The 25040-nt window shown below is 74.1% G+C and carries 24 protein-coding genes; 14 read left to right on the forward strand and 10 right to left on the reverse strand.

What is annotated here, in order from left to right:
• Nucleotides 1-65: 65 nt before the first annotated feature.
• The 3 genes from tig to BLT67_RS12785 all read left to right on the forward strand — a co-directional run bounded on the left by tig (nt 66) and on the right by BLT67_RS12785 (nt 2886).
• Nucleotides 66-1427, forward strand: a complete 1362-nt coding sequence (tig, locus tag BLT67_RS12775; protein WP_092667359.1) for a trigger factor — start codon at nt 66-68, stop codon at nt 1425-1427.
• 134 nt (nt 1428-1561) lie between these two features.
• Complete coding sequence (locus tag BLT67_RS12780; RefSeq protein ID WP_231945508.1) at nt 1562-2218, forward strand: ATP-dependent Clp protease proteolytic subunit; 657 nt, start codon at nt 1562-1564, stop codon at nt 2216-2218.
• Nucleotides 2218-2886 carry an ATP-dependent Clp protease proteolytic subunit gene (locus BLT67_RS12785; protein WP_092667360.1) on the forward strand — a complete coding sequence of 223 codons (669 nt, stop codon included), beginning with the start codon at nt 2218-2220 and terminating at the stop codon, nt 2884-2886. The genes BLT67_RS12780 and BLT67_RS12785 overlap by 1 nt, the downstream gene beginning before the upstream one ends.
• A 60-nt stretch (nt 2887-2946) precedes the next feature.
• On the opposite strand, the gene BLT67_RS12790 is transcribed toward BLT67_RS12785, so the two are convergent.
• On the reverse strand, nt 2947-3645 hold the full coding sequence (locus tag BLT67_RS12790) for a copper resistance CopC family protein (protein WP_092667361.1): 699 nt from the start codon (nt 3643-3645) through the stop codon (nt 2947-2949).
• A gap of 121 nt (nt 3646-3766) precedes the next feature.
• Here BLT67_RS12790 and clpX point away from each other — a divergent pair, with 121 nt between their 5' ends.
• The 4 genes from clpX to BLT67_RS12810 all read left to right on the forward strand — a co-directional run bounded on the left by clpX (nt 3767) and on the right by BLT67_RS12810 (nt 9005).
• Nucleotides 3767-5044: an ATP-dependent Clp protease ATP-binding subunit ClpX gene (clpX, locus tag BLT67_RS12795; protein ID WP_092667362.1), complete on the forward strand. Its 1278-nt coding sequence runs from the start codon at nt 3767-3769 to the stop codon at nt 5042-5044.
• 64 nt (nt 5045-5108) lie between these two features.
• Entirely contained in the window at nt 5109-5924 is an 816-nt protein-coding gene (locus BLT67_RS12800) for an ABC transporter ATP-binding protein (RefSeq protein ID WP_231945509.1), read from the forward strand.
• A gap of 55 nt (nt 5925-5979) precedes the next feature.
• Entirely contained in the window at nt 5980-6978 is a 999-nt protein-coding gene (locus BLT67_RS12805; RefSeq protein WP_092667363.1) for an ABC transporter substrate-binding protein, read from the forward strand.
• Nucleotides 6975-9005 (forward strand): iron ABC transporter permease, encoded by a 2031-nt coding sequence (locus BLT67_RS12810; RefSeq protein ID WP_092667364.1) that lies wholly within the window; start codon nt 6975-6977, stop codon nt 9003-9005. Before BLT67_RS12805 ends, BLT67_RS12810 begins: the two co-directional genes overlap by 4 nt.
• 54 nt (nt 9006-9059) lie before the next feature.
• Here BLT67_RS12810 and BLT67_RS12815 read toward each other — a convergent pair whose 3' ends face one another.
• Nucleotides 9060-9881, reverse strand: coding sequence for an aspartate dehydrogenase domain-containing protein (locus BLT67_RS12815; RefSeq protein ID WP_092667365.1), 822 nt, complete (start codon nt 9879-9881; stop codon nt 9060-9062).
• Between the two features lie 37 nt (nt 9882-9918).
• Nucleotides 9919-11952, reverse strand: coding sequence for a M3 family metallopeptidase (locus tag BLT67_RS12820; protein ID WP_092667366.1), 2034 nt, complete (start codon nt 11950-11952; stop codon nt 9919-9921).
• 53 nt (nt 11953-12005) lie between these two features.
• Between BLT67_RS12820 and BLT67_RS12825 the strand changes: the two genes are divergently transcribed.
• The gene (locus BLT67_RS12825) at nt 12006-12800 is read left to right on the forward strand and encodes a methyltransferase domain-containing protein (protein WP_092667367.1); all 795 of its coding nucleotides are present in this window, start codon (nt 12006-12008) and stop codon (nt 12798-12800) included.
• Nucleotides 12801-13001: 201 nt separating this feature from the next.
• Here the strand turns inward: BLT67_RS12825 and BLT67_RS12830 are convergent, their stop codons facing one another.
• The 3 genes from BLT67_RS12830 to BLT67_RS12840 all read right to left on the reverse strand — a co-directional run bounded on the left by BLT67_RS12830 (nt 13002) and on the right by BLT67_RS12840 (nt 16100).
• Complete coding sequence (locus BLT67_RS12830; RefSeq protein WP_092667368.1) at nt 13002-13235, reverse strand: hypothetical protein; 234 nt, start codon at nt 13233-13235, stop codon at nt 13002-13004.
• Nucleotides 13235-15835: a valine--tRNA ligase gene (gene valS / locus BLT67_RS12835; protein WP_092667369.1), complete on the reverse strand. Its 2601-nt coding sequence runs from the start codon at nt 15833-15835 to the stop codon at nt 13235-13237. Before valS ends, BLT67_RS12830 begins: the two co-directional genes overlap by 1 nt.
• A gap of 79 nt (nt 15836-15914) precedes the next feature.
• The gene (locus BLT67_RS12840; RefSeq protein WP_092667370.1) at nt 15915-16100 is read right to left on the reverse strand and encodes a hypothetical protein; all 186 of its coding nucleotides are present in this window, start codon (nt 16098-16100) and stop codon (nt 15915-15917) included.
• 53 nt (nt 16101-16153) lie between these two features.
• Here BLT67_RS12840 and BLT67_RS12845 point away from each other — a divergent pair, with 53 nt between their 5' ends.
• Nucleotides 16154-16930 carry a fructosamine kinase family protein gene (locus tag BLT67_RS12845; protein ID WP_092667371.1) on the forward strand — a complete coding sequence of 259 codons (777 nt, stop codon included), beginning with the start codon at nt 16154-16156 and terminating at the stop codon, nt 16928-16930.
• A gap of 39 nt (nt 16931-16969) precedes the next feature.
• On the opposite strand, the gene BLT67_RS12850 is transcribed toward BLT67_RS12845, so the two are convergent.
• Both BLT67_RS12850 and BLT67_RS12855 read right to left on the reverse strand, forming a co-directional pair.
• Entirely contained in the window at nt 16970-17593 is a 624-nt protein-coding gene (locus BLT67_RS12850; protein ID WP_092667372.1) for an IMPACT family protein, read from the reverse strand.
• 62 nt (nt 17594-17655) lie between these two features.
• Nucleotides 17656-19005: an MFS transporter gene (locus BLT67_RS12855; protein ID WP_092667373.1), complete on the reverse strand. Its 1350-nt coding sequence runs from the start codon at nt 19003-19005 to the stop codon at nt 17656-17658.
• A 72-nt stretch (nt 19006-19077) separates the two neighbouring features.
• Between BLT67_RS12855 and BLT67_RS12860 the strand changes: the two genes are divergently transcribed.
• Nucleotides 19078-19680: a TetR/AcrR family transcriptional regulator gene (locus BLT67_RS12860; protein ID WP_092667374.1), complete on the forward strand. Its 603-nt coding sequence runs from the start codon at nt 19078-19080 to the stop codon at nt 19678-19680.
• Between the two features lie 49 nt (nt 19681-19729).
• The gene (locus tag BLT67_RS12865) at nt 19730-20620 is read left to right on the forward strand and encodes a hypothetical protein (protein ID WP_092667375.1); all 891 of its coding nucleotides are present in this window, start codon (nt 19730-19732) and stop codon (nt 20618-20620) included.
• A gap of 3 nt (nt 20621-20623) precedes the next feature.
• Here BLT67_RS12865 and BLT67_RS12870 read toward each other — a convergent pair whose 3' ends face one another.
• Nucleotides 20624-21478, reverse strand: coding sequence for an aminotransferase class IV (locus BLT67_RS12870; protein WP_157674359.1), 855 nt, complete (start codon nt 21476-21478; stop codon nt 20624-20626).
• Complete coding sequence (locus BLT67_RS12875) at nt 21475-21984, reverse strand: hypothetical protein (protein WP_092667377.1); 510 nt, start codon at nt 21982-21984, stop codon at nt 21475-21477. Before BLT67_RS12875 ends, BLT67_RS12870 begins: the two co-directional genes overlap by 4 nt.
• 108 nt (nt 21985-22092) lie before the next feature.
• Between BLT67_RS12875 and BLT67_RS12880 the strand changes: the two genes are divergently transcribed.
• From BLT67_RS12880 to BLT67_RS12890, 3 genes are read left to right on the forward strand one after another with little or no spacing between them, the layout of a single operon-like run.
• Nucleotides 22093-23331, forward strand: a complete 1239-nt coding sequence (locus tag BLT67_RS12880; protein ID WP_092667378.1) for a sensor histidine kinase — start codon at nt 22093-22095, stop codon at nt 23329-23331.
• The gene (locus tag BLT67_RS12885; RefSeq protein WP_092667379.1) at nt 23319-24011 is read left to right on the forward strand and encodes a LuxR C-terminal-related transcriptional regulator; all 693 of its coding nucleotides are present in this window, start codon (nt 23319-23321) and stop codon (nt 24009-24011) included. Before BLT67_RS12880 ends, BLT67_RS12885 begins: the two co-directional genes overlap by 13 nt.
• Nucleotides 24008-24898: a DUF4097 family beta strand repeat-containing protein gene (locus BLT67_RS12890; protein WP_092667380.1), complete on the forward strand. Its 891-nt coding sequence runs from the start codon at nt 24008-24010 to the stop codon at nt 24896-24898. Before BLT67_RS12885 ends, BLT67_RS12890 begins: the two co-directional genes overlap by 4 nt.
• Nucleotides 24899-25040 lie beyond the last annotated feature (142 nt).

The following is a 25040-nucleotide window of genomic DNA, read 5'->3' on the forward strand; positions in this document are numbered from 1 at the left end:
GGCGTGCCATCGCGCTGACGGCCGGCAGGGCCGGCACATCCACGAACCACTCAGGAGACCACCTCGTGAAGACCACGGTCGAGAAGATCGAGAACACGCGCACCAAGCTCGTCATCAACGTCGAGCCCGACGAGCTGCGGCCCGCCATCGACCAGGCCTACAAGGAGGTCGCCGAGCAGATCAGCGTGCCGGGCTTCCGCAAGGGCAAGGTGCCGGCCGCGATCATCGACCAGCGCGTCGGCCGCGAGCAGATCCTGAACCAGGCCGTCTCGGAGTCGATCGACGAGTTCTACCGGCAGGGCGTCGCCGAGGCCGGCATCCGCCCGCTCGGCCGCCCGCAGGCCGACGTGACCGCGTGGCCCGAGGTCAAGGACTTCTCGGGCGACCTCGTGCTCGAGATCGAGGTCGACGTGCGCCCCGACTTCGACCTCCCCGAGGTCGACGGCCGCACCATCACGGTCGACGCGATCGAGGTCGGCGACGACGCGGTGCAGACCGAGCTCGACGAGCTCCGCAGCCGCTTCGGCACGCTCGTCACGGTCGACCGCCCGGCCGCCAAGGGCGACTTCGTGCAGCTCGACCTCACCGCGACGATCGACGGCGAGGTCGTCGACTCGGCCTCCGGCATCTCGTACGAGGTCGGCTCGGGCGAGCTCATCGACGGCGTCGACGAGGCCGTCGAGTCGCTCACCGCCGGTGAGGAGACCACCTTCACCTCGACCCTCGTCGGCGGCGACCACGCCGGCAAGGACGCCGAGGTGAGCGTCACCGTGCAGGCCGTCAAGGAGCGCGAGCTGCCCGAGGCCGACGACGACTTCGCCCAGATGGCGAGCCAGTTCGACACCATCGACGAGCTCAAGGCCGACCTCGCCGAGCAGGCGGGCCGCTCGAAGCGCCTCGGCCAGGCCGAGCAGGCGCGCCAGCGCCTCCAGGACGAGCTCATCGAGGCCGTCGAGATCGAGGTCCCCTCGCAGGTCGTCGAGGACGAGGTCGTTCGCCACCTCGAGGCCGAGAACCGCGCCGAGGACGCCGAGCACGGCGAGGAGGTGCGCCAGGAGACCCGCAAGCTGCTCAAGCAGCAGATGCTCTTCGACCGCTTCGCCGAGGAGGAGAACCTCCAGGTCACCCAGCAGGAGCTGACCCAGATCATCGTGCAGCAGGCCGCGCAGTACGGCATGTCGCCGCAGGACCTCGTGCAGGCGCTCGAGCAGAACGGCCAGCTGCCGGTGCTGCTCGGCGACATCCTGCGCGGCAAGACCCTCTCGACGCTGCTCGGCCGCGTGACGGTCGTCGACGACAAGGGCGAGACGGTCGACCTGTCGGACTTCCTGCCGCCGGCGGAGTCGGACGAGATCGGCGAGGACGACGTCGAGGCAGCCATCAAGGAGACCGAGGCGAAGCTCGCGGCGCAGCACGCCGAGGACTGATCCGGCGCCTCCAGCAGGCGTGAGAGGCCGGGCGCGAGCCCGGCCTCTCGCATGCCTCCGCCTGCGGCGAACACGGCCCGGCGCGCGCCCTCCGCTCGCCTAGGGTTGAGAGCAACCGAGAGAAGGAGTCACCTGTGGCTGAACCCGTCTTCCCGCCGTCGGTCTTCGACCGGCTCCTGCGGGATCGCATCATCTGGCTCGGCGAGGAGGTGCGCGACGACAACGCGAACGAGATCTGCGCGAAGATCCTGCTGCTCGCCGCAGAGGACCCGAACAAGGACATCTACCTCTACATCAACTCGCCCGGCGGATCGATCACGGCAGGCATGGCGATCTACGACACGATGCAGTTCGTGCCGAACGACATCGTCACCGTCGGCATCGGCATGGCCGCCTCGATGGGGCAGCTGCTGCTGACCTCGGGCACCGCGGGCAAGCGCTACATCACGCCGAACGCGCGCGTGCTGCTGCACCAGCCGCACGGCGGCTTCGGCGGCACGTCGAGCGACATCCAGACGCAGGCGCAGCTCATCCTTGACATGAAGAAGCGCCTCGCCGAGATCACCGCGTCGCGCACCGGCAAGACGGTCGAGCAGATCAACGCCGACGGCGACCGCGACCGCTGGTTCACGGCGCAGCAGGCGCTCGAGTACGGCTTCGTCGACCACGTGCGCGAGTCGGCGACCGACGTCGCCGGCGGCGGCGGCACCGACCACGACGGCGTCACGACGAGCGCGGCGGCAGACGACCGCACGTCGGATGCGTCGACCGACCAGGAGGGCGGCAACTGATGGAGACCCCCACGTTCCAGGCGGGCGGCAGCGCCCTCCAGATGCCCGGCTCGCGCTACATCCTGCCGAGCTTCGAGGAGCGCACCGCCTACGGCTTCAAGCGCCAGGACCCGTACGCGAAGCTGTTCGAGGATCGCATCATCTTCCTCGGCGTGCAGGTCGACGACGCCTCGGCCGACGACATCATGGCCCAGCTGCTCGTGCTCGAGTCGCAGGACCCGGATCGCGACATCGTGATGTACATCAACTCGCCCGGCGGCTCGTTCACGGCCATGACGGCGATCTACGACACGATGCAGTACATCCGCCCCGCCGTGCAGACCGTGTGCCTCGGCCAGGCCGCTTCGGCGGCCGCGGTGCTGCTCGCCGCGGGCGAGCCCGGGAAGCGCCTCGCGCTCCCGAACGCGCGCATCCTCATCCACCAGCCGGCGACCTCGGACGCCGGCCGCGGCCAGGCCTCGGACATCGAGATCCAGGCGCGCGAGGTGCTGCGCATGCGCGAGTGGCTCGAGGAGACGCTCTCGAAGCACTCGAACCACGACGTCGCCCGCGTCTCGAAGGACATCGAGCGCGACACGTTCCTCTCGGCCGAGGAGGCGCTCGAGTACGGCCTCATCGACCAGGTGCTCTCGAGCCGCAAGACGTCGGTCGGCCAGCTGGCCGGCTGACGCGCCCGACGACGAGAGGGCCGGCACCATCGTGGTGCCGGCCCTCTTGTCGTGCCGGGCTCAGCCCTGGTCGCGCTGCTCGCGTTCGCGCCGCTCCTGCTCGAGCAGCCGCTGCTCCTCGTCGAGCGCGCTGCCCTCGTCGCGCCGCTCGCGGAGCTCCCCGCGCAGCCGGTTGGCGCGGAAGGCGATGACCGCGAGCACGGCGAGCACCGCGAGCACGCCGACGGCGAGGAAGGGGAACGCGCCGCCGTCGTCACCGCTCGGCGACTCCTCGCCGGGCACCGCGCCGGGCGCGACGGCCTCCGGGTCGGCGGATGCGGCGGCCGTCCCGCCGTCCGAGGTCGCGTCGGGCGCGGCCACGCCGCACACGGGCGCCTCGGCGGCGCCCGGCGCGCCGGCCTCGCCCTCGGCGGGCTCGAAGGAGAACGCGATCGTGTCGGAGACCGGGTGCCCGTCGGCCGAGACGACCTGGAACGTCATGGCGTAGTCGCCCGCCTCGCCGAGCTGCGCGTCGAGCGAGATCGTGTCGCCGTCGACGGCGACGCACCCGTCGCCGTAGAAGCGGCCCGACGCATCCGTCACCTGCAGCGCGTTCGCGCTGTCGGCGCCCTCGACCGAGAGGATCTCCTCGTTCATCACGACGCTGAACGTGCCCGGCTGCTCGGTCACGACGTCGCCCGCGGCGGGCGTGGTGCCGATGACGGATGCGTGGGCGGGCAGGGCGATGAGGGCCGCGATCGCGGCGACGTGGGCGAGCATGCCTCCAGCCTATCGGCGGCGATTCCGGCCCCGGCGGCGTGGTCGACGGCGGTGTCGGCGGCCTGTTCTACCCTGGAGGCACGGGCGCAGCCTGCGTTCGACGACGATCAAGAGGTGCGAGATGGCGCGACTGGGCGAGAGCGGCGATCTGCTGAAGTGCTCGTTCTGCGGCAAGAGCCAGAAGCAGGTGCAGCAGCTGATCGCGGGTCCCGCGGTCTACATCTGCGACGAGTGCGTCGAGCTCTGCAACGAGATCATCGAGGAGCGCATGGCCGAGGCCGGCGAGGCCTCGGCGCCCGAGGGCTTCACGCTGCCGAAGCCGCGCGAGATCTTCGAGTTCCTCGAGGAGTACGTCGTCGGGCAGGCGAGCGCCAAGCGGTCGCTCGCGGTCGCGGTCTACAACCACTACAAGCGCATCGCGGCGTCGCAGCAGCTCGAGTCGGCCGACACGGCGGGCGAGGGCGTCGAGATCCAGAAGTCCAACATCCTCATGGTGGGCCCGACGGGCTGCGGCAAGTCCTACCTCGCGTCGACGCTCGCGAAGCAGCTCAACGTGCCGTTCGCGGTCGCCGACGCCACAGCGCTCACCGAGGCGGGCTACGTGGGGGAGGACGTCGAGAACATCCTCCTCAAGCTCATCCAGGCCGCAGACTTCGACGTCAAGCGCGCCGAGACCGGCATCATCTTCATCGACGAGATCGACAAGGTCGCGCGGAAGGCCGAGAACCCGTCGATCACGCGCGACGTCTCGGGCGAGGGCGTGCAGCAGGCGCTGCTCAAGATCATCGAGGGCACGGTCGCATCGGTGCCGCCGCAGGGCGGGCGCAAGCACCCGAACTCCGAGTTCATCCAGATCGACACCTCGAACGTGCTCTTCATCGTCGCCGGCGCCTTCGCGGGCCTCGAGGACATCATCGCCGGCCGCGCCGGCAAGCGCGGCATCGGCTTCGGCGCCCCGGTCGCCTCGCTCAAGCCCGACCTCAACGTCTTCGAGGACGTGCTGCCGGAGGATCTGCACAAGTTCGGGCTCATCCCCGAGTTCATCGGCCGCCTGCCGGTGATCGCGACGGTGTCGCCGCTCGACCAGTCGGCGCTCGTCGAGATCCTCACCGAGCCGAAGAACGCGCTCGTGAAGCAGTACCAGCGCATCTTCGAGATCGACGGCGTGAAGCTCGACTTCGAGCCCGAGGCGCTGCAGGCGATCGCCGACCTCGCCGTCGAGCGGAAGACCGGCGCCCGCGGCCTGCGCTCGATCCTCGAGACGGTGCTCGCGCCGGTGATGTTCGAGGTGCCGAGCCGCGAGGGCGTCGAGCGCGTGATCGTCACGAAGGAATCGGTCTCGGGCGACGAGGCGCCCGTCGTGCTCACCGCCGACGACATCGAGGAGCTCTCGGCCTGACGCGCTGACGCTGCGGTGCCGCCCCGAATTGCGCGGGCGGGTGAGGTAAGGCTAGCCTTACTTCGTGATCACGGGTCCTGAGGCGCTGCGCGCGACCGACGTGTCGCTCGCGTACGGCCGAGAGCGGATCGTCCACGACGCATCCGTCGCCCTGACGCCCGGCACCGTCACCGCGCTCGTCGGCCCCAACGGCAGCGGCAAGTCGACGCTGCTGCGCGGCCTCACGGCGCTGCACCGGCCCACCCACGGCAACGTCGTCTTCGCCGACGGCGCCGACGCGTCGGGCCTGGGGGAGCGCGAGCTCGCGCGCCGCATCGCGCTGCTCGCGCAGTCGCATCCCGACCCCTCGGGCGTGAGCGTCCGCGAAGTCGTCGCGTACGGCCGCTTCGCGCACCGCGGGCGCTTCCGGTCGGGCGACCCCGACGGCGCCGACGTGATCGACCGCGCCATGGCGGCGACGGGCATCGCCGATCTCTCGGGCCACCCCGTCGCGCAGCTCTCCGGCGGGCAGCGCCAGCGCGTCTGGCTCGCCACGTGCCTCGCGCAGCAGACGGGCATCGTGCTGCTCGACGAGCCCACGACCTACCTCGACGTGCGCTACCAGCGCGAGATCCTCGAGATCGTGCGCGACCTCGCCGACGACGGTGTCGCGGTGGGCATCGTGCTGCACGACCTCGAGCAGGCCGCCGAGGTCGCCGACGAGGTCGTGCTGCTCGTGCGCGGCCGCATCCAGGCCACCGGCACCCCGCAGGAGGTGCTGACCGCCGAGCGGCTCAGCGCCGCCTACGAGGTGCCCATCGACGTCGAGCCCGTCTCCGACGGCTTGCGCATCCGGCCCCAGCGGCTCCGCCGCAGGCCGCTCGTGCCACGCGCCGCGTGACGCGATCCACCATCGGGCTCGAGGGCTGCGCGCCCCGGGCCGAGGAAGGCTGACCATGTCCCAGCGAACCCTGACGCGGCCGCTGCTCGCGGGCGCCGCGGTGCTCACCGCGCTCGCCCTCGCCGCGTGCGGCACCACCGAGGCCCCGGCCCAGAGCTCCGCCCCCGACGCGGCCGGCGAGGCCGTCACGGTCACGGATGCGCGTGGCGAAGCCGTCGAGATCCCGGCAGGCGTCGAGGACGTCGTCGCGCTCGAGTGGGTGGCCGTCGAGCACCTGCAGACGGTCGGCATCACGCCCGTCGGCGTCGCGGACGTCGCGGGCTACGAGGACTGGGCGGGCGTCGGCGCGCCGCTCGAGGGCGAGCCGGCCGACGTCGGCACGCGCATCGAGCCGTCGATCGACGCGATCGCGGGGCTCGCGCCCGACCTGATCGTCGCCGTCGCGGGGCGCGACGCCGGCGCCTACGCCGACCTCGAGGCCATCGCGCCCGTGCTCGTGCTGCAGGGCGCCGACGCATCCGCGCCGATCGAGACGATGTACGACGACCTCCGCCTGGTGGCCGAGGCCGTCGGGGCCGAGGACGCCGCCGAGACGGCGATCGCCGACTACGAGGCGCACGTCGAGGAGCTCGCGGGTGCCGTCGAGGAGGCCGGGCTCACCGGCACGCCCGTCGCGCAGCTCGACGGCTACGAGAACGGCGGCCAGGTCGAGATCCGTCCGTACGCCGACGGCGCGCTGCTGCCCGCCGCGTTCGAGTCGATCGGCTTCGTCAACGGCTGGCCGGGCGAGGGCGACCCGCAGTACGGGCTCGGCGTGACCGACGTCGAGGGCCTCACCGCGCTCGACGACGAGGCGCACATCGTCTACATGACGGTCGGCGACCGCGACGTCTTCACCCAGCAGCTCGCCTCCAACGCGATCTGGAACGAGCTGCCCTCGGTGCAGGCCGGCAAGGTGCACCGCCTGCCCGACGGCATCTGGCTGTTCGGCGGCGTGCACTCGCTGACCGCCTACCTCGACGCGCTCGTCGAGGCCCTCGCGCCCACGCCGTGACGCGCGTCCGACCGGGAGGGCTCACGCTCGGCGCGGCCCTCCTCGTCGCGCTCGTGCTGCTCTCGGGCTGGCACGCCACGCAGGGCACCACCGACCTCGGGGTCGACGAGCTGCTGGGCTGGCTCGGTGGTGAGCGCGGCCACGCCGCCGTCATCGTCGAGAGCCGGCTGCCGCGCATCGCCGCAGCGATCGTCGTCGGGCTCGCGCTCGGCGCCGCCGGCTATGCGATGCAGACGCTCACCGGCAACCCGCTCGCCTCGCCCGACACGCTCGCCGTCAACGGGGGAGCGGGGGCGGCGATCGCGTTCGCGGCGGTCGCGGGCATCAGCCTGCCGGGCATCGGCGGGGCAGGCATCGCGTTCGCGGGCGGGCTGCTCGCCGCCCTCGCGGTCGTGGCGATCGGGCGCGGCCGCGGGTCGACGACGCAGATGGTGCTCGTCGGCACCGCGCTCGCGCTCGCGCTGCAATCGGTCGTGACCGTCACGATCATCCTCAACGAGCAGGAGACGGCGGGCCTCTACGCGTGGGGCGTGGGCCGGCTGTCGCAGAACGGCATCGACACGGTCGCGCAGCTGCTGCCCGTCGTGCTCGCCGGCATCGCGGTGCTCCTGGTGCTCTCCCGTCGGCTCGACGTCCTCTCCCTCGGCGAGGAGGCGGCCACGACGATCGGCGTCGGCGTCGGCCGCCTGCGGCTCGGCACCCTCATCGCTGCCGTCGCGCTCGCCGCCGCTGCGGTCGCGATCGCCGGGCCCATCGGCTTCGTGGGGCTCGCGGCGCCCATCGTCGTGCGGATGCTCGCCGCTCGCATCCCCGGCGCCGCTCGGCACGTGGTGGCGATCCCGCTCGCCGCGCTCGCCGGCGCCGTGCTCGTCGTCGGCGCCGACGTCCTGCTGCGCGCCGTGCTGCCCGGCTCCGCCTCGCTCGACGTGCCCACGGGCGTCGTCACGAGCCTCGTCGGCGCAGTCTGCATCATCGTGCTCGCCCGCACGATGGCCGGCGCTGCCGAGACGGAGTCGATGACGGTGCTCGGTGCGCGCACGCTCGCCCGCCGGGCGTGGCCGCCGATCGCGATCGGGGCCGTCGTGCTCGCGGCGCTCGTCGTGGCAGCGGTGCTGCTCGGCGACCGCATGCTGCTGCTCGGCGACGTCGCCAACTGGCTCGCGGGCCGCGCCGGCGACGCGGTGCGGCTCTCGCTCGACTCGCGCGCGCCGCGCGTCGCCGCGGCTGTGCTCGCGGGCACGGCGCTCGCGCTCTCCGGCGCGCTCGTGCAGGCGGTCGCGCGGAACGCCCTCGCCGAGCCCTACCTGCTCGGCGTCGCGGGCGGCGCGGGCCTCGGCGCGGTCGGGATCATCACGCTCGTGCCGGTCGCGACAGGCTGGGCGGTCGCGGGCAGCGCCCTCGCCGGCGGTGCGCTCGCCGGCGTCGTCGTGCTGCTGCTCGTCGGCTGGCGCCGGCTCGGGAGCCTGCGGCTCGTGCTCACCGGACTCGCGCTCTCGGCGGCGACCGCCGCGCTCACGAGCATGCTCATCGTCGTCACCGACCCGTGGAACCGCGGCAAGGCGATCGTGTGGCTCGCCGGCAGCACCTACGGGCGCGGCTTCGAGGACGTCGCGCCGGTCGCGGTCGCGATCGTCGTCGCCGTGCTCGCGCTCGTGTGGATGCACCGCGACCTCGACCTCGCGCAGCTCGACGAGGCGACCCCGCGGCTGCTCGGCGTGCGGCTGACGGCCGTGCAGATCACCGCGCTCGCCCTCGCGGTCGTCCTCGCCTCGACGGCGGTCGCCGCGATCGGGGTCGTCGCGTTCGTGGGGCTCGTGGCCCCCCACGCGGCGCGCGCGCTCGTGGGCGCGCGGCACCGCGTGCTGCTGCCGCTCGCGGCGCTGCTCGGCGGCTCGCTCACGCTGCTCGCCGACACGCTCGGCCGCACCCTCATCGCGCCCGCGCAGCTGCCGGCGGGCATCATGACGGCCCTCGTCGGCATCCCCTACTTCATCTGGCTCGTGCTGCAGGCCGGCCGCGCGCGGTAGCGGCTGCGGGTCACGGGGCAGCAAGTCACGGGGCTGCGGGTCACGGGCTGCGGGTCACGGGCCAGCGGCGCCGTGACCCCGCCGAGCGAGCCACGCGCGCACGTCGGCCGCCACCGCCTGCGCGGTCAGCGCGCTCGTCCGGGGGTTCGCGCGCGAGGGCCGGTTGCCGATCTCGAAGCGGTAGGCGCCGCTCGAGCCCTCGGCCCCGATGACGTGGGTGGAGGTGTCCGTGCGCGGGTCGGCGACGATGCGCACCCGGACCCTCGCGAGGCCGTCGGCGATGTCGCCGAGCCCGCGCGCCGCGATGCCGAGCGCGACCGCGACGTTGACGTTCCCGGGGAACCGCTCGATCGCCTCCGCGGGCGTGCCGTCGAAGAGCAGCTCCGGCTCGGCGAGACCACGGATGCGGGCGGCCTCCGCCGCACCCATCCACGGCTGCACGAGCGACGACGCGGTCTTCGTCGTCGTGATCGTCGCCCGGTCGAGGCCGCCGGCCTGCGCCGCCGCTCGGATGAGGTCGAGCCCGCCGATCGCGCCGCTCGTCAGCACGAGCTCGCCGGGCCCTCCGAGCAGCGCTCGCGCGACCTCCGCATCCGCGAGCGCGCCGACGCTCGTCACGAGCAGGGCGGTGCCGGCCGCGACGAGCGCCGGGCCGTGCTGCCGCGCGGCGGCCACGCCGGCGCACTCGACGACCAGGTCGCGGGCCGCTGCCTCGCCGATCGGGACGAACCCGCCGGGCGGCGACGGGTGCCGCTCGGGGTGCCGCACGACGGCACCCGCGAGCTCGACGACGCCTGCCTCGCGCTCGGGCGCGAGGTGCTCGACGAGCTCGCGGGCGATGGCCCCGTAGCCGATCAGGGCGATGCGTGCCGTCATGGCTCTGTGCTACCCCTGGAGCCCGCGCTGCGCCGCGCTACCCCTGGAGCCCGCGGCGCTCGAGCAGCGGCGCGATCTCGGCGTCGCGGCCGCGGAAGTCGCGGAACGCCTCGAGCGGATCCTTCGAGCCGCCGACGCCCAGCAGCCGCTCGCGGAACCGCTGCCCGGCCTCGCGGATGGACGGCTGCTGCTTGAACCACTCGACGGTGTCGGCGTCCATGACCTCCGACCAGATGTAGGAGTAGTAGCCCGCCGAGTAGCCGCCCGAGAACACGTGCTGGAAGTAGCCGGTCGAGTAGCGCGTCGGCACCGTCTCGCTCAGCAGGCCCACGGCGTCGAGGGCGTCGCGCTCGAATGCCGCGACATCCGTCACCTCATCGCCCGCGGTGCGCGCGTGCCACGCCTGGTCGAGCAGCGCGGCGGCGAGGTACTCGCTCGTGTCGTGCCCCTGGTTGAACGACTCCGACGCCTGCAGCCGCTCGATGACGTCGGCCGGCAGCGGCTCGCCCGTCTCGATGTGCTTGGCGTAGTGGTCGACGATGCCGGGCCACAGCATCCACATCTCGTTCACCTGGCTCGGGAACTCGACGAAGTCGCGGAAGACGTTCGTGCCGCCGAGCGACGGGTAGGTGACGCGCGCGAAGAGCCCGTGCAGCGCGTGCCCGAACTCGTGGAAGAGGGTCGTCGTCTCGTCGAACGTCAGCAGCGTCGGCGTGCCGGCCGGGGGCTTCGGCACGTTGAGGTTGTTCATCACGACGGTCGGCTGCCCCAGCAGCGCGTTCTGCTGGATGAGCGAGTTCATCCACGCGCCGCCGCGCTTCGAGTCGCGCGTGTAGAGGTCGAGCAGGTAGAGGCCGACCTCGGAGCCGTCCTCGTCGCGCACCTCGAACACCCGCACGTCCGGGTGGTAGCCGACGAGGTCGTGACGCTCCTCGAACGTGATGCCGTACACCTGGGTCGCGGCGTAGAAGACGCCGTCCCACAGCACGCGCTCGGCCTCGAAGTAGGGCCGCAGCGCCGCGGTGTCGACGTCGAAGCGGGCGGTGCGCTCCTTCTCGGTCCAGTAGTCCCAGTCCCACGCGGCGAGCTCGTACGACTCGCCCGCCGACTCGATCTGCGCCTGGAGCGCCGCCGCCTCTGCGCGCGCGTTGACAGCCGCGGGGGCGGCGAGCCGCGTGAGCATCGCCATGACGGCGTCGGGGGAGCCGGCGGTCTCGTCGGCGGTGATCGCGTGCGCGTGCGTGGCGAACCCCAGCAGCTGCGCGCGCTCGGCGCGGAGCGCGGTGAGCTCGAGCACGGTCGCGCGGTTGTCGTGCTCGTTGCCGCGCGTGCCGCGCGCGAGCGAGGCCTCCATGATGCGGCGCCGCACGTCGCGGTTCGTGAGCGACGCGAGCCACGGGTGGCCCGAGAACAGCGGGAGGGTGACGAGGTGCTTGCCCTCGAGGCCTCGGTCGGCGGCGGCGGCCGCGGCGGCCTGGATCTCACCGTCCGAGAGGCCGTCGAGCTCGGCGGCGTCGTCGATCACGACCGCGAGGTCGTTGGTGTCGGCCTGCAGGTGCTTGTCGAAGCGCGTCGTGAGCGTCGCGATCTGCTGGTTGAGCTCCTTGAGCCGCTCGCGCGCCGCATCGTCGAGGCCCGCGCCCGCCACGGTCATCTCGGTGTGCTGGCGCTGCACGAGGTAGCGCTGCTCCGCGGTCCAGGATGCGTCGGGCTGCTCGTGCAGGGCGCGCACGCGCGCGTAGAGGCGCGGGTCGAGCGTGATCGAGTCGGCGTGCGCGGCGAAGCGCGGCGCGTAGCGTTCCTCGAGCTCCTCGAGGAACGGCGTCGAATCGGTCGAGGTCATGCTCCAGAACACGTGCGCGACGCGCGAGAGCGTCTGGCCGCTGCGCTCGAGCGCCTCGATCGTGTTCTCGAACGTGGGCGCGTCGTCGGCCTCGACGATCGCCTGCACCTCGCGCGTCTGCTCCTCGAAGCCCGCCTCGAGCGCCTCCTCGTAGTGCTCGTCGCGGATGTCGGCGAACGGCGGCAGCTGGTAGGGGAGCGCGCTGGGCGTCAGGAAGGGGTTGGTCATGCGATCCACCCTAAGCGGCGGCCGAGGCAGCGACTTGGCTATACAGTCTGCGTATGACCGCTGCAACCTACACGCATGGCCACCACGCATCCGTGGTGGCCGCGCATGCCGCCCGCACCGTCGCGAACTCCGCCGCCTACCTGTCGCCGCTCGTGGAGCCGGGCATGCGGATCCTCGACGTGGGCTGCGGGCCGGGGTCGATCACGATCGACCTCGCCCGTCGGGTGGGGGATGCGGGGCTCGTCGTGGGCATCGACGCGAGCGCCGAGGTGGTCGAGACCGCGCGTGCCGCGGCGGCGGAGGCCGGGATCGTCAACGCCGTCTTCGAGGTCGGCGACGCCTACGACCCCACGCCCGCCGAGCGCTACGACATCGTGCACGCGCACCAGGTGCTGCAGCATCTCGGCGACCCGGTCGCGGCGCTGCGCGCGTGGCGGGCGGTCGGCGAGGTGGTCGCGGCGCGCGACGTCGTCTACTCGGCGACCACGATCCATCCGCTCACGCCCGAGCTCGCGCGCTGGCGCGACCTCGTCGGCCGGCTGCAGTCGGCGAACGGCGGCGACGGCGACGCGGGAGCCAAGCTGAAGGCGTGGGCGCGGGCCGCGGGCTTCACGAGCATCGAGACCGACGTCGAGACGTGGTGCTTCGAGACGCAGCGGGGCCGGGACTTCTGGGGCGGGCAGTGGGTCGAGCGCGCGCTGCACTCGGCCTTCGCCGACGGCACCGAGCGGCTCGGGCTCGCGGATGCGGCGGAGCGCCAGGCGATCTCCGACGCGTGGGCGGCGTGGCAGCGCGACGAGGACGGCTGGATGGCCATGCTGCACGGGTGGATCCTCGCGCGGGAGTGACGCCACGCTCGGTCGTCGAGTAGCCCCGAAGGGGCGTATCGAGACGCAGGTGATGGGTCTCGATACGGCCGGCTACGCCGGCCTACTCGACCAGCGTGACCACACTCGGTCGTCGAGGAGCCCCGAAGGGGCGTATCGAGACGCGGGTGGCGGGTCTCGATACGGCCGGCTGCGCCGACCTAGTCGACCAGCGTGGCGGACCTACGGCTGCTCGCGCGTGACGAGCACGTCGTCCCCGTCGAGCCGGATCGTCGTGCCGTCGTCGAGCTCGACGACGGGCTGGCCCTCGAGGAAGGTGAGCGTCCACCGCCACGCGGCGGTGTCGGCGCCGAGCTCGACGAGCGTGCGCTCCTCGTCGGCGATCGCCGCGCGCATCGCGACCGGCACCGCGGCCGGCGGCTCGCCGCCGACCGGCCAGCGGGTGCCGATCTGCATCAGGCCTCCTCGAGCACGATCTCGCGCACGGCGAGCTCGTCCGCCTCGACGAGCTCGAGGTCCTGGATGCGGCCGACGGCGCGCAGGTCGCCGGCGGCGGCCTCGAGGTGCTCGCGGAGCGCCCCGGGGACGGCGATGACGGCCGACGCGACGGGCGTCTTCTGGCTCGCCTTCGCATCCGTCTTCGCCCGGCGGATGCCGATGAGCGCGCGGCCCACCGTGTCGAGCATCCCGGTCGCCCCCGCGCCGAGCTCGCCGTTGCCGAGCTCCTCGGGCGTCGGCCACGCGCTCACGTGGATCGAGCCCTCGTGCGACCACGACCAGACCTCTTCGGTCGCGAACGGCAGGAATGGCGCGAGCAGGCGCAGCTGCACGTCGATCGCGAGGCGCAGCGCCGCGATCGCCGAGCCGCGTCCGGCCGCCTCGCCCGTGTAGGCGCGCTCCTTGACGAGCTCGAGGTAGTCGTCGCAGAACGTCCAGAAGAAGCCTTCCGTCACCTCGAGGGCCTTGGCGTGGTCGTACGACTCGAACGCGCGCGTCGCGGCGCGCACGACGTCGGCGAGCTCGGCGAGCATCTCGCGGTCGAGCCGCTCGGTCACGTCACCGGGCTGACCCTCCATCGAGAGCACGAACTTCGCGGCGTTCAGCACCTTCATCGCGAGGCGCCGGCCGATCTTGATCATCTTCGGGTTCTGCGGGTCGAGCGTCGCGTCGACGCCGAGCCGCGACGACGCCGCCCAGTAGCGCACGCCGTCGGAGCCGTGCTCCTCGAGCATGCCGAGGGGCGTGACGACGTTGCCCTTCGACTTCGACATCTTCTTGCGGTCGGGGTCGAGGATCCAGCCCGAGAGCGCCGCGTGCTTCCACGGGGCCCGGCCGTCCTCGAACATCGAGCGCAGCAGGGTCGAGAAGAGCCAGGTGCGGATGATGTCCTGGCCCTGCGGCCGCAGGTCGAACGGGGTGATCTGCTGCCACAGCGCCGAGTCGTCGGCCCAGCCGCCGGCGAGCTGCGGGGTGAGCGACGACGTCGCCCACGTGTCCATGATGTCGACCTCGCCCTCGAAGCCGCCCGGTGCGCCGCGCTGCGACTCGTCGAAGCCCGCGGGCACGTCGGTCGAGGGGTCGAGGGGCAGCTGGTCGGGCGTCGGCAGCAGCACGTCGCCGGGGATGCGCTCGCCCGCCTCGTCGAGGCGGTACCAGACCGGGATCGGCACACCGAAGAAGCGCTGGCGCGAGATGAGCCAGTCGCCGTTGAGGCCCTGCACCCAGTTCTCGTAGCGCGTGCGCATGTGCTCGGGGTGCCACGCGATCTCGCGCCCGTGCCCGATGAGCCGCTCCTGCAGCTCGGTGTCGCGACCGCCGTTCTTGATGTACCACTGCAGCGTCGAGACGATCTCGAGCGGCTTGTCGCCCTTCTCGTAGAACTTCACCGGGTGCTGGATGGGCTTGGGGTCGCCCACCATGCGGCCGGCGGCCTGCAGCTGCTCGACCATCGCCTTCTTCGCGCTGAAGACGGTCTTCCCGGCGAGCTCCGCGTAGGCGGCCTTCGCCGCGTCGCTCGCGAGCGCCTCGGGGGCCTCGGCGACGAAGCGGCCGTCGAAGCCGATCACCGAGCGGCTCGGCAGGTCGAGCTCGCGCCACCAGATGACGTCGGTCACGTCGCCGAACGTGCAGATCATCGCGACGCCCGTGCCCTTGTCGACCTGGGCGAGCTCGTGCGCGACGAACGGCACCTCGACGCCGAACACCGGCGTCGTCACCGTCGTGCCGAACAGGTGGCGGTAGCGCTCGTCGTCGGGGTGCGCGACGACGGCGACGCACGAGGGCAGCAGCTCCGGCCGCGTCGTCTCGATGCGGAGGTCGCCCTCCTCGCTCGTGAAGAGCAGCGTGTGGTACGCGCCGGGCTGCTCGCGATCCTCGAGCTCGGCCTGGGCCACCGCGGTGCGGAACGTGACGTCCCACAGCGTCGGCGCATCCGCCTGGTACGCCTCGCCCCGCTCGAGGTTGCGCAGGAACGCGAGCTGCGACGTGCGCCGGGCGTCGTCGGAGATCGTGCGGTACGACTGCTGCCAGTCGACCGAGAGCCCGAGCGTGCGCCACAGGTGCTCGAACTTCTCCTCGTCCTCCTCGGTGAGGCGCTCGCACAGCTCGATGAAGTTGCGGCGCGAGACGGGCACCTGGTCGGCGGCCTTCGCGCTCTTGCCCTCGCCGCCCTCCTGCGGGGGCGTGAAGTCGGGGTCGTACGCGAGCGTCGGGTCGACGCGCACGCCGTAGTAGTTCTGCACGCGGCGCTCGGTCGGGAGGCCGTTGTCGTCCCAGCCCATGGGGTAGAAGACGTGCTTGCCGCGCATGCGCTGGTAGCGCGCGATGAGGTCGGTGTGCGTGTAGGAGAACACGTGGCCGACGTGCAGCGAGCCCGATGCGGTCGGCGGCGGCGTGTCGATCGAGTAGATCGCGTCGCGCTCGAGCGGGGCGCCGTCGGCGCCGACGCCATCGAAGCGGTAGGTGCCGGCCTCCTCCCAGCGCTGGCCCCACTTCTCCTCGAGTCCTTCGAGGGCGGGCTTCTCGGGCATGCCGGATGCGGCGGGCTGGGCGCTCATGGCGTCTCGCTTTCGATGTGCGCGGCTTCGCGTCTGCGCCGCTCGTGCGGCATGAAGCCTGGTTGTTGCTCGTCCGATCCTACGCGCGCTCGCGCCCGCTGCGGCGCATCCGCCACTGCACGAGCGCGGTGAGCCCGAGGGCGACGGCGGCGATCCCGAACGCGACGCGGCCGAACGTGTCCTCCTGCAGCAGCGCGGCGAGCGCGAAGCAGACGGCGGCGACGATCGGCACCCACAGGGGCGCGGGCTTGGGGGAGCGGGCCATGCGATCCACGCTAGCGGGGCGGATGCCGTGGGGCGCGCTCGTAGGGTCGGGGCATGGACGTCGTCAAGACCGGCCCGGCCTCGGCCCTCGGCATGGAGGCCGCGGGCCTCGCGTGGCTCGCCGAGGCGGAGCCGCACGGGGGCACGCGCATCGCGCGGGCGCGACTGGACGGCGAGGCGCTGCGGGTCGCGCACGTCGCAGCGGCGCCGGCGACGGCGGAGCGCGCCGAGGCGCTCGGGCGCAGCCTCGCCGCGCTCCACGCGCACGGCGCCGTGTGGCACTGCTGCCCGCCGAGCGGCGCCGTCGCGCCCTTCGAGGTCGGCTCGTCGCGCACGCCGCTCGCGCCCGAGCCCGCGGGCGAAGGGTGGGGCGAGGCGTGGGCGGCGACCGCCGTGCGGCCGATCCTCGAGCGCTGCATCGCGCTCGGCAGGTTCGACGCGGCGGATGCGCGGGTCGTCGCCCGCGCGGTCGACCGCATGGCCGAGGGCGCGTTCGACGCGCCGCAGCCCGCGCTCGTCGCGGGGGTCGCGCGCATCCACGGCGACCTGTGGAGCGGGAACGTGCTGTGGTCGGATGTCGACACCGGGGCGGTGCTCATCGACCCGCACGCGCAGGGCGGGCACGCGGAGACCGACCTCGCGATGCTCGCGCTCTTCGGGCTGCCGAGGCTCGAGACGGTGCTCGCCGCGTACGACGAGGCGTCGCCGCTCGCCGACGGCTGGCGCGAGCGCGTGCCGATGCAGCAGCTGCAGCCGCTCCTCGTGCACACGATGCTCTTCGGCGGCGGCTACGGCGCGCAGGCGGTCGCGGTCGCCCGCGCGCTGCGCTGACTGCGGCCGGCGCGCAGCGCACGTCCCGGCAGGCCGGGCTCAGCGGGGTCCGGGCACCTCGAGCAGCAGCGCGCGGCCGCGCTCGTGCCGCACGCCGAGCTGCGCGAGGAGCGCCTCGGCGGCCGGGAGCGCCTCGTCCTCGACGGTGATGCGCAGGCCTGCCTCGGCGGCCGCGTAGTCGAGCGCGGGCTCGTAGCCGCCGGCGCGCAGCGCGTGCTCGATGCGAGGGGCGTCGGCGATGGGCACGGCTCCTGCGAGCTCGGTCGCGGGCACGCGCGCGAGCCGCCCCGCGGCGTCGAGCGCGTCGGCCGCGATGCCGCCGTAGGCGCGCACGAGCCCGCCGGTGCCGAGCTTGACGCCGCCGAACCAGCGCACGACGAGCACCGCGACGTCGGTGAGGTCGCGGCCGGCGATCGCGGCGAGGATCGGCGCCCCGGCGGTGCTCGCGGGCTCGCCGTCGTCGTTCGAGCGGCTCGCCTCGCCGTGCGGTCCGGCGACGGCGGCGCTGCACACGTGCCGCGCGTCGGGGTGCGCGCGGCGCGCGGCGCGCACGAGCTCGGGGAGGTCGTCGAGGGAGCCGATGCGGTGGGCGGTCGCGAGGAACCGCGAGCGGGAGATCTCGATCTCGGCGCTCGCGGTCCGCGCGATCGTGGGCCTCGCCATGCGTCCATCCTCGCCGATCCGCCGTCGGCGCGACCGGCGGGGCGGCGGATGCGCGCCGCGCGTCAGGCGGGCTCGGGCACCGTCTCGGCGACGGCCGCCTGCGCGGCGTCGGCGTCCTCGTCGCCGAGCTTGCGCATCCGGCCCGCGATGACCGCGCCGACGAGCGTGAGCGCCGAGAGCAGCGCCAGCACGAGCCCCGGGTGCCACCACGCCTCGTCGGTCGCGGCGCCGAGGGCGGCTGTGATGGAGGGGATGAAGCCCGAGAGCACGGCGGCGAGCGCGTACGCGACCGAGAGCGCGGAGTAGGCGTGGCGGCCGCGGAAGAGCTCCTGCATCGTGCCGCCGAGCGCCGCCCACGACGCGGTCGGCAGGATGCCGCCGATGATCATAAGCGCGACGAGCACCGCGAAGGTCGCCGAGCCGAGCAGCCAGTAGATCGGGAACGCGATGAGCAGCGTGCCGAGCGCGCCGAGCGCGACGACGCGGGCCGAGCCGATGCGGGTCGCGAGCACGCCGAACAGCGGCACGGTCACGAACTGCAGCAGGCCGCCGATCGTCGCCGCGGTGAGCAGCTGCATCTCGTCGAAGCCGAGCGCCGTGACGCCGTAGCCCATCGTGTACGTGTTCATGAGCGAGTACGAGCCGATGCCGAGGAGGGCCACGAGGATCGCGACGCCGAAGGCCGCCGGCTGCGTGCGGATGGCCGCCCACACCGGGTTCTTGGCACGCTCGCCGCGCTCGGCGAGCTCTTTGAACACCGGCGTCTCGTCGATCGACCAGCGCAGGTAGAGCGAGACGGCGATGAGCGGGATCGCGATGAGGAACGGCACGCGCCAGCCCCACGCCGCCATCGCCTCGGGGCCGAGCCCGAAGAACATCGCGAGCATGAGGCCGCCCGCGGCGACCGAGCCGATGGGGGAGCCGAGCTGCGGCAGCGACGCGAAGAACGGGCGCCGGCGGGCGTCGGCGTGCTCGGTGGCCAGCAGCACCGCCCCGCCCCATTCGCCGCCGAGCGAGAGGCCCTGCACGATGCGCAGCACGACGAGCGCGACGGCGCCGAACGCCGCCCAGCCCTCGCCGGTGGGCAGGAGGCCCACGAGGCCCGTGGCGATGCCCATGAGCGTGATCGTGATGAGCAGCGTCGAGCGGCGGCCGATGCGGTCGCCGAGGTGGCCGAAGAGCACGGCGCCGATCGGCCGCACGACGAAGGCGATGCCGATCGTCGCGAAGGAGGCCAGGAGGGCCCCGGTCTCGCCGAGGGCCGAGAAGAAGAACGGCCCGGCGAAGAACGCCGCGAAGTACGAGTAGGCGTAGAAGTCGTACGACTCGAGCGCGGTGCCGACGGTCGCCGCGGCGGCGACGCGGCGCGTCGAGGTCGGCTGCCGCAGCGGTGCGGCTGGGATGGTGCTCACGGATGCTCCTCGGTGCGCGGGTCGGCACGATATCGGTACCGGGTGCAACAATAGTCCTCAGGAGGGATTCCCATGGCATCGTCGAGAGGTCCCGGGCGTCCGCGCGCCTCGAGCGCGGCGACGATCCACGAGGCGGCGCTCGAGCTCTTCCTCGAGCGCGGCTACGACGCGGTGAGCGTCGACGACATCGCACGCCGCGCCGGCGTCTCGCGCGGCACCGTCTTCGCGTACTGCGACTCGAAGGCCGACGCCCTCTGGGTCGGGCTCGACGCCGCGATCGAGCGCGCCGCCGCCGCGCTCGAGGCGGGTGAGGGGGACGCGCTGCACCGGCTCGTCGAGGCGCTCGCGCTCGCGGTCGAGCCGTGGGGCAGCGCCCCGCCCACGGCGCTGCGCGACGCGGCGGCGATGGGCGCGGTCGAGGCGCTCCGCGACGGTGCGCCGGCACGGCTGCAGCCGCTCGTCGATCGCGCGGCGCTCGCGCTCGCGCTCGAGCGCGACGCGCTGCCCGAGTCGGCGGATGCGGCGGTCGCCCCGGTCGCGATCGTGGCGGCCGCGTGCGCGGCCCTCGTCGCGTGGGCGGGCACGCCGGGCAGGCCCGCGGCGGCCGACGCGGTGCGGGCGGCGATCGCGCCGCTCGCGGCGGCGTCGCGCGCGCCCGACGGATCCCGCGGCTGACGGCCGCGTCGCACGGCGCGTCCAGCGTGGTGGGCGCATCATGGGTGGCATGCGACCCGGGCCGATCGCCGTCAGGATCGCCGCGGGCGTGCTCGCAGCCGCGGCGCTGACGGGCTGCGGCCTGCAGCCGGCCCCGCAGCAGCTGCCCGACGCGCCGAGCGCGAGCCCGCCGACCGCCGTCGTCGCGCCGCCGGTCGTGCTCGAGCCCGCGCCGCTCTCGCCGCCGGTGGAGGTGCCGATGCCGGAGGTGCCGACGGTCGTCGGCCCGTACGTGCCGCCGCCGCCCCCGTCCGACGCGCCCCGGCCGCCGGGCTCGACGCCGCCTGCGGCGACACCCGCGCCCGCCGTGACGCCCACGCCCACGCCTCGGCCGACGGCCGCGCCGTCGCCCGAGCCGACTCCGCCCGCGGCTGCCGGGCTCGCGGCACGGCTGCCGGCGGCGGCCTCGCTGCCGCCGCTCGCCTGGCACGACGGCGACCGCGAGCGCACCGCGGCCTGGAGCGCCGTGCTGCCCGCGCGCGAGCTGCCCGCGGCGCTCGCGATCGCGCCGGTCGCCGCCGCCCGCGACGCGAGCGCCGAGTGCGCCGCGATCGCCGACGCCGCGGTCGCCGGGAGCCTCGAGGCGGCCAGCGCGTCCTACGCCGCCGACCCCGCGCCGGGAGCGCCGTTCGACCTCGCGCTCGTGCGCTACCCGAGCGACACCGTCGCGCGGGAGGCGCTCACGGCGCTGCGCGCCCTCGGCGTCGCGTGCGCGGGCGTCCCGACCGCCGACGGGACGCTCGGGACCGGCGTCGGCGCGCACGGCGCGATCGTGCTGCTGCGCGCCGGCGACGCCGCGCTCGTCGTCGAGTCGGCGGTGCGCGGCGAGCTGCTCGTGGTCGTGCAGCACGAGGGCGCGCCGCCCGAGGCGGTCACGGCGCTCCTGGCCGCGGTGCGGTGAGGCTCAGACGCCGAGCACGCGGCGCAGCGCCGCATCGAGCGGCGAGGTCGGCAGCGGCCGGCCGTCGACGCTCGTGACGCGTGCCAGCAGGCGCCCCGACGACAGGAGCCACGCGCCGTCGGCGCTCGTGAGGTCCTCGGGCTCGAGCGCCGCGAACGCGACGTCGAGGCCCGCCGCAGGCGCGTCGCGCATGAGGTGGTCGAGCGTGATGGAGGCGAGGATGCCGTCCTGCCGCGGCGTCAGCAGCCGCCCGCCCCGGTCGACCACGAGGGTCGACGTCGGGCCCTCGAGCAGCAGCCCGGCGGGGGAGACGAAGACGACGTCGTCGAAGCCGTGCTGCGCCGCATGCCGCTTCGCGGCCATGTTGATCGAGTACGAGAGGCTCTTCGCGCCGGGCAGCAGCCACGGCATCGCCGCGACCTCGTCGCCGTCGTGGCCCCGGCCGAGCAGGGTGACCGATACGCCCCGGTCGCGCTCGGCGATCGCGGATGCGCCGAGCGGCGCCATGAGCGCGAAGGCCGTGGGGTCGCCCCCGCCCTCGGGCCCGCGCGTGAGCACGAGCCGGATGATCGCCTCGGGTGCGGCGTCGAAGTCCCACGCGGCGACGAGCGCGTCCATGGCGCGCTCGAACCCGGCCCGGTCGGGCACCGGCAGCTGCAGGATCTGCGCGGAGCGCTCGAGGCGGTCGAGGTGCGCCTCGCGGTCGCGCACCTCCGGCACCCCGTCCGCGCCCCGGCGGGCGAGCGTCGCGTCGAAGACGCCGTCGCCGCGCACGACGCCGAGGTCGTCGGCGCGCACGATCGGCTGCGTCACGTCGACGATCGAGCCGTCGAGCAGGGCCAGCAGCGGCGCGCTCATGCCGTCCCCGCGCACAGCTCCTGGAGCGCGGTCACCTGCTCGCCGAGCTGCGTCAGGCCGTCGGTCGCGCGCTGCAGGGCCTCGGGGTCGCCCGACGTCGCGGCCCCGGCATCGGCGAACACGGCATCCCAGCCCGTCTGGATGCGCTCGATGCGGTCGAGCAGCTCGGGGTCGGTGACGCGCGCCTCGAGCCCGCCGATGCGGTCGGACATGCCGCGCACCAGCGCGAGCGCCCCGATCGGGTCGGTGCCCGCCGTGGTCGCGATGCGGCTCGCGTCGGCGGCGATGCCCTCGAGGTCGGCGATGACGCGGCGGCACTGCTCGGGCTGCGAGCCCTCCTGCTCGCCGCTCTGCTCGCCCTCGGGTGCGGGCTGCGCGGTCGCGGACGGCGTCGGCAGCGACGGCGAGGGCAGCATCCCGCAGCCGCTCAGGAGGAGCGCGGCGGCCATGGCGACGGCGGCGGTGACGGCGCGGAGCCGGGGGCCGGTGCGGTGCGGATCGGTCATGCGGCGAGGGTACCGGCGCGGGCTATGGGGCACCGGTGGGGGATAGCCCCCAGAAGGCTTCCGGATCTCCGCCGGTGCGCGGGCTCGGGCGCGTCCTAGCGTGGAGCCATGCACCGCACCGGCTCCCTCCTCGCCACCGTCGCGCACCTCGCGCTGCTCGGCAGCATCGGCATCCCCGTCCTCATCGGCATCGTCACGATCGCCGCCGTCGGCGTCGGCACGCTCGTCGTGCTCGTCGGCTTCCTCCTGCTCGCGCTCGCGATGCTCGCGATGCTCGGCGTCGCCTGGTTCGAGCGCGAGCGCGTCGCCGGCCTCTACGGCGAGCCCGTGCCGCCCGCCGTCTGGCGCGAGTCGCCCCGCAGCGACTGGCTCCGCGTGCCGCACCGCCTGCTGCGCATCGTCAGCGACGGCGAGCACTGGAAGGCGCTGCTCAGCTTCTTCCTCGCGAGCCTCTTCGGCGCGTTCACGCTGCCGCTGCTGGGCCTCGTCGGCCTCGGCATCCCGCTCGCGCTCGCGGGCCTCGGCGCCGCAGAGTCGATCGCCATCCCGCTCACGACGATCGCCGTGCCGGTCGCCTGGGCGCCGCTCGTCGGCCCGCTCGCGTTCGCCGCCGGCGTCGCCGGCACCATCGGGCTCGCGCTCGCGCACCGCAACATCACCGTGGGCCTGCTCGTGCCCGACGAGCGCGAGCGACTCGAGGGCGAGGCTCGTGCCGAGCGCGAGCGCCGCCACGGAGCCGTGCGCGCCGCCGACTTCGATCGCACCCGCATCGAGCGCGACCTCCACGACGGCGTGCAGCCCCGCCTCGTCTCCATCGCGATGCAGCTCGGCATGGCGCGCGACAAGATCGAGTCCGACCCCGCTGCGGCCATGCGGCTCATCGACGAGGCTCACGCGTCGTCCAAGTCGGCGGTCACGGAGCTGCGCCAGGTCGCGCGCGGCATCCACGTCGCCGTGCTCGACGACCGCGGCCTCGACGCCGCCGTGTCGGCGCTCGCCGCCCGCAGCGTCGTCCCGGTCGAGATCGACGCCCGCATCGAGGGCCGCTGCAGCCGCGACGCCGAGACCGCCGTCTACTTCGCCATCGCCGAGGGCATCACGAACGCCCAGAAGCACGCACGCGCGAGCCGCATCCGCATCGCCATCCGCACCCGCCACGCCGAGGGCGCGCCCGCGACCCTGTGGGCGCGCGTCGAGGACGACGGCGTCGGCGGCGCCGAGCGGCTGCCCGGCGGCGGCATCGACGGCCTCGCGCACCGCATCGCGGGCGTCGGCGGCACCCTCACCCTCTCCAGCCCCGCCGGGGGCCCGACCGCGATCGAGGTGGACGTCCCGTGCGCATCCTGATCTGCGAGGACAGCGTCCTCCTCCGCGAGGGCATCGCCCGCCTCCTCACCGACGCCGGCCACGACGTGGTCGCCCAGCTGCCCGACGCGACGGCCCTCGAGGCCGCGATCAGGGCCACCGACCCCGATCTCGCGATCCTCGACGTGCGGATGCCGCCGACGCGCACGAACGAGGGCATCCTCGCCGCGATCGGCATCCGCTCGCGCGGCGACCGCCCCCGCGTGCTCGTGCTCTCGCAGTACGTCGAGGAGCGCTACGCGGCCGACCTCATCGCCGCGGGCCCCGCGGGCTTCGGCTACCTGCTGAAGGACCGCGTCGCCGACGTGGCCGACTTCCTGCGGGCCGTCGACCAGGTCGCCGGTGGCGGCACGGTGCTCGACCCCGAGGTCGTCAGCCAGCTGCTCGCCAGGCGCCGGCGCGACACCCGCATGGAGCGGCTCACGCCGCGCGAGCGCCAGGTGCTCGCCCTCATGGCGGAGGGCGCGTCGAACCAGACGATCGCCGACCGCCTGTACGTCTCCGCCGGCAGCGTCGAGAAGCACATCTCGGCGGTGTTCCAGAAGCTCGAGCTCGACCCCGAGGACGGCAACCGCCGCGTGCTCGCGGTGCTCGCCCACCTCGACGCCCCCACCCTCACCGACCCGCCCAGCGCGCCCCACGCCACCGGAGGCCCCCGATGACCGTCCCCAACCCGACCGCTGCCCAGCCGTCGCCCGCACCCCAGCCGTCGCCCGCGTGGCAGCCGGCACCCCCGTCCTCCAACCGGCCCGGCCGCTGGATCGCCGTCCTGCTCATCGTGCTCGGCGCCATCGGTGCCCTGTGGGCGATCGCCGGCGGGCTCGTACAGGGCTTCTCGTCGCACGCGGCGACGAGCAGCAGCGCGACCGCCGACGCCGCCGGCGTCGAGGAGCTGCGCATCGACAGCTCCGCAGCCGCGTTCGAGATCCGCTTCGCCGACGTCGAGGAGGCCACCCTCGACGTCACGACGGCGGGCGGCCCCGCCCAGCAGTGGCGCCTCGAGCGCTCGGGCGACGCCCTCGTGGTCGACAGCGACCGCGGCTGGCGCTGGTTCGGCTTCGGCATCATGTTCGGCGACCGCGTCGGCGAGGAGCAGGCCGTGCTCACCCTCCCCGCTGCGCTCGAGCACGACGGCGTCGACCTCACCGCGACCGTCTCGGCCGGCAGCCTCGACGCATCCGCCGACTGGGGCACCGCATCCGTCGACCTCAGCGCCGGCAACGTCGACATCGGCGGCACGGCCGACGACCTCACCGTGCAGGTCGCCGCGGGCGAGGCGCGCCTCGACGTCGCCGACGTCGGCACCGTCGGCATCGACGTGAGCGCGGGCCGCGTGGTCGGTGCGATCTCGGGCGACCAGCCCGACGCGATCGACGCGACGGTGAGCGCAGGCAGTGTCGAGCTGACGATCCCCGACGGCGAGTACGCCGTCACCGAGGACGCCTCCGCCGGCAGCTCCGACGTGCGCGTCGTCGACGACCCGAGCGCGACCTCGACGATCGACGTCGAGGTGAGCGCCGGCAGCGTGCGCCTGAGCGGCCAGGACTGACGCACCCGGCCGCACGAGCGACGTGACGACGGCCGGATCGGCGCGGTAGGATCGACCTACACGCACCGATCCGGCCATCACCGGGGAGCGGTCGGGAGAACGGCGGCTGACGCACCGAGAGGGGCGGCGGCCGCTCAGTAGA

This window comes from Agrococcus carbonis, from assembly GCF_900104705.1.
Lineage (GTDB): Bacteria > Actinomycetota > Actinomycetes > Actinomycetales > Microbacteriaceae > Agrococcus > Agrococcus carbonis.

Bases quoted from the DNA above. Each gene is read 5' to 3' on its own strand.
- BLT67_RS12785 (WP_092667360.1), top strand. From the start codon at position 2,218: ATGGAGACCCCCACGTTCCAGGCGGGCGGCAGCGCCCTCCAGATGCCC.
- BLT67_RS12790 (WP_092667361.1), bottom strand. From the start codon at position 3,645: ATGCTCGCCCACGTCGCCGCGATCGCGGCCCTCATCGCCCTGCCCGCC.
- clpX (WP_092667362.1), top strand. From the start codon at position 3,767: ATGGCGCGACTGGGCGAGAGCGGCGATCTGCTGAAGTGCTCGTTCTGC.
- BLT67_RS12805 (WP_092667363.1), top strand. From the start codon at position 5,980: ATGTCCCAGCGAACCCTGACGCGGCCGCTGCTCGCGGGCGCCGCGGTG.
- BLT67_RS12815 (WP_092667365.1), bottom strand. From the start codon at position 9,881: ATGACGGCACGCATCGCCCTGATCGGCTACGGGGCCATCGCCCGCGAG.
- BLT67_RS12820 (WP_092667366.1), bottom strand. From the start codon at position 11,952: ATGACCAACCCCTTCCTGACGCCCAGCGCGCTCCCCTACCAGCTGCCG.
- BLT67_RS12825 (WP_092667367.1), top strand. From the start codon at position 12,006: ATGACCGCTGCAACCTACACGCATGGCCACCACGCATCCGTGGTGGCC.
- BLT67_RS12830 (WP_092667368.1), bottom strand. From the start codon at position 13,235: ATGCAGATCGGCACCCGCTGGCCGGTCGGCGGCGAGCCGCCGGCCGCG.
- valS (WP_092667369.1), bottom strand. From the start codon at position 15,835: ATGAGCGCCCAGCCCGCCGCATCCGGCATGCCCGAGAAGCCCGCCCTC.
- BLT67_RS12840 (WP_092667370.1), bottom strand. From the start codon at position 16,100: ATGGCCCGCTCCCCCAAGCCCGCGCCCCTGTGGGTGCCGATCGTCGCC.
- BLT67_RS12845 (WP_092667371.1), top strand. From the start codon at position 16,154: ATGGACGTCGTCAAGACCGGCCCGGCCTCGGCCCTCGGCATGGAGGCC.
- BLT67_RS12850 (WP_092667372.1), bottom strand. From the start codon at position 17,593: ATGGCGAGGCCCACGATCGCGCGGACCGCGAGCGCCGAGATCGAGATC.
- BLT67_RS12860 (WP_092667374.1), top strand. From the start codon at position 19,078: ATGGCATCGTCGAGAGGTCCCGGGCGTCCGCGCGCCTCGAGCGCGGCG.
- BLT67_RS12865 (WP_092667375.1), top strand. From the start codon at position 19,730: ATGCGACCCGGGCCGATCGCCGTCAGGATCGCCGCGGGCGTGCTCGCA.
- BLT67_RS12870 (WP_157674359.1), bottom strand. From the start codon at position 21,478: ATGAGCGCGCCGCTGCTGGCCCTGCTCGACGGCTCGATCGTCGACGTG.
- BLT67_RS12875 (WP_092667377.1), bottom strand. From the start codon at position 21,984: ATGACCGATCCGCACCGCACCGGCCCCCGGCTCCGCGCCGTCACCGCC.
- BLT67_RS12880 (WP_092667378.1), top strand. From the start codon at position 22,093: ATGCACCGCACCGGCTCCCTCCTCGCCACCGTCGCGCACCTCGCGCTG.
- BLT67_RS12890 (WP_092667380.1), top strand. From the start codon at position 24,008: ATGACCGTCCCCAACCCGACCGCTGCCCAGCCGTCGCCCGCACCCCAG.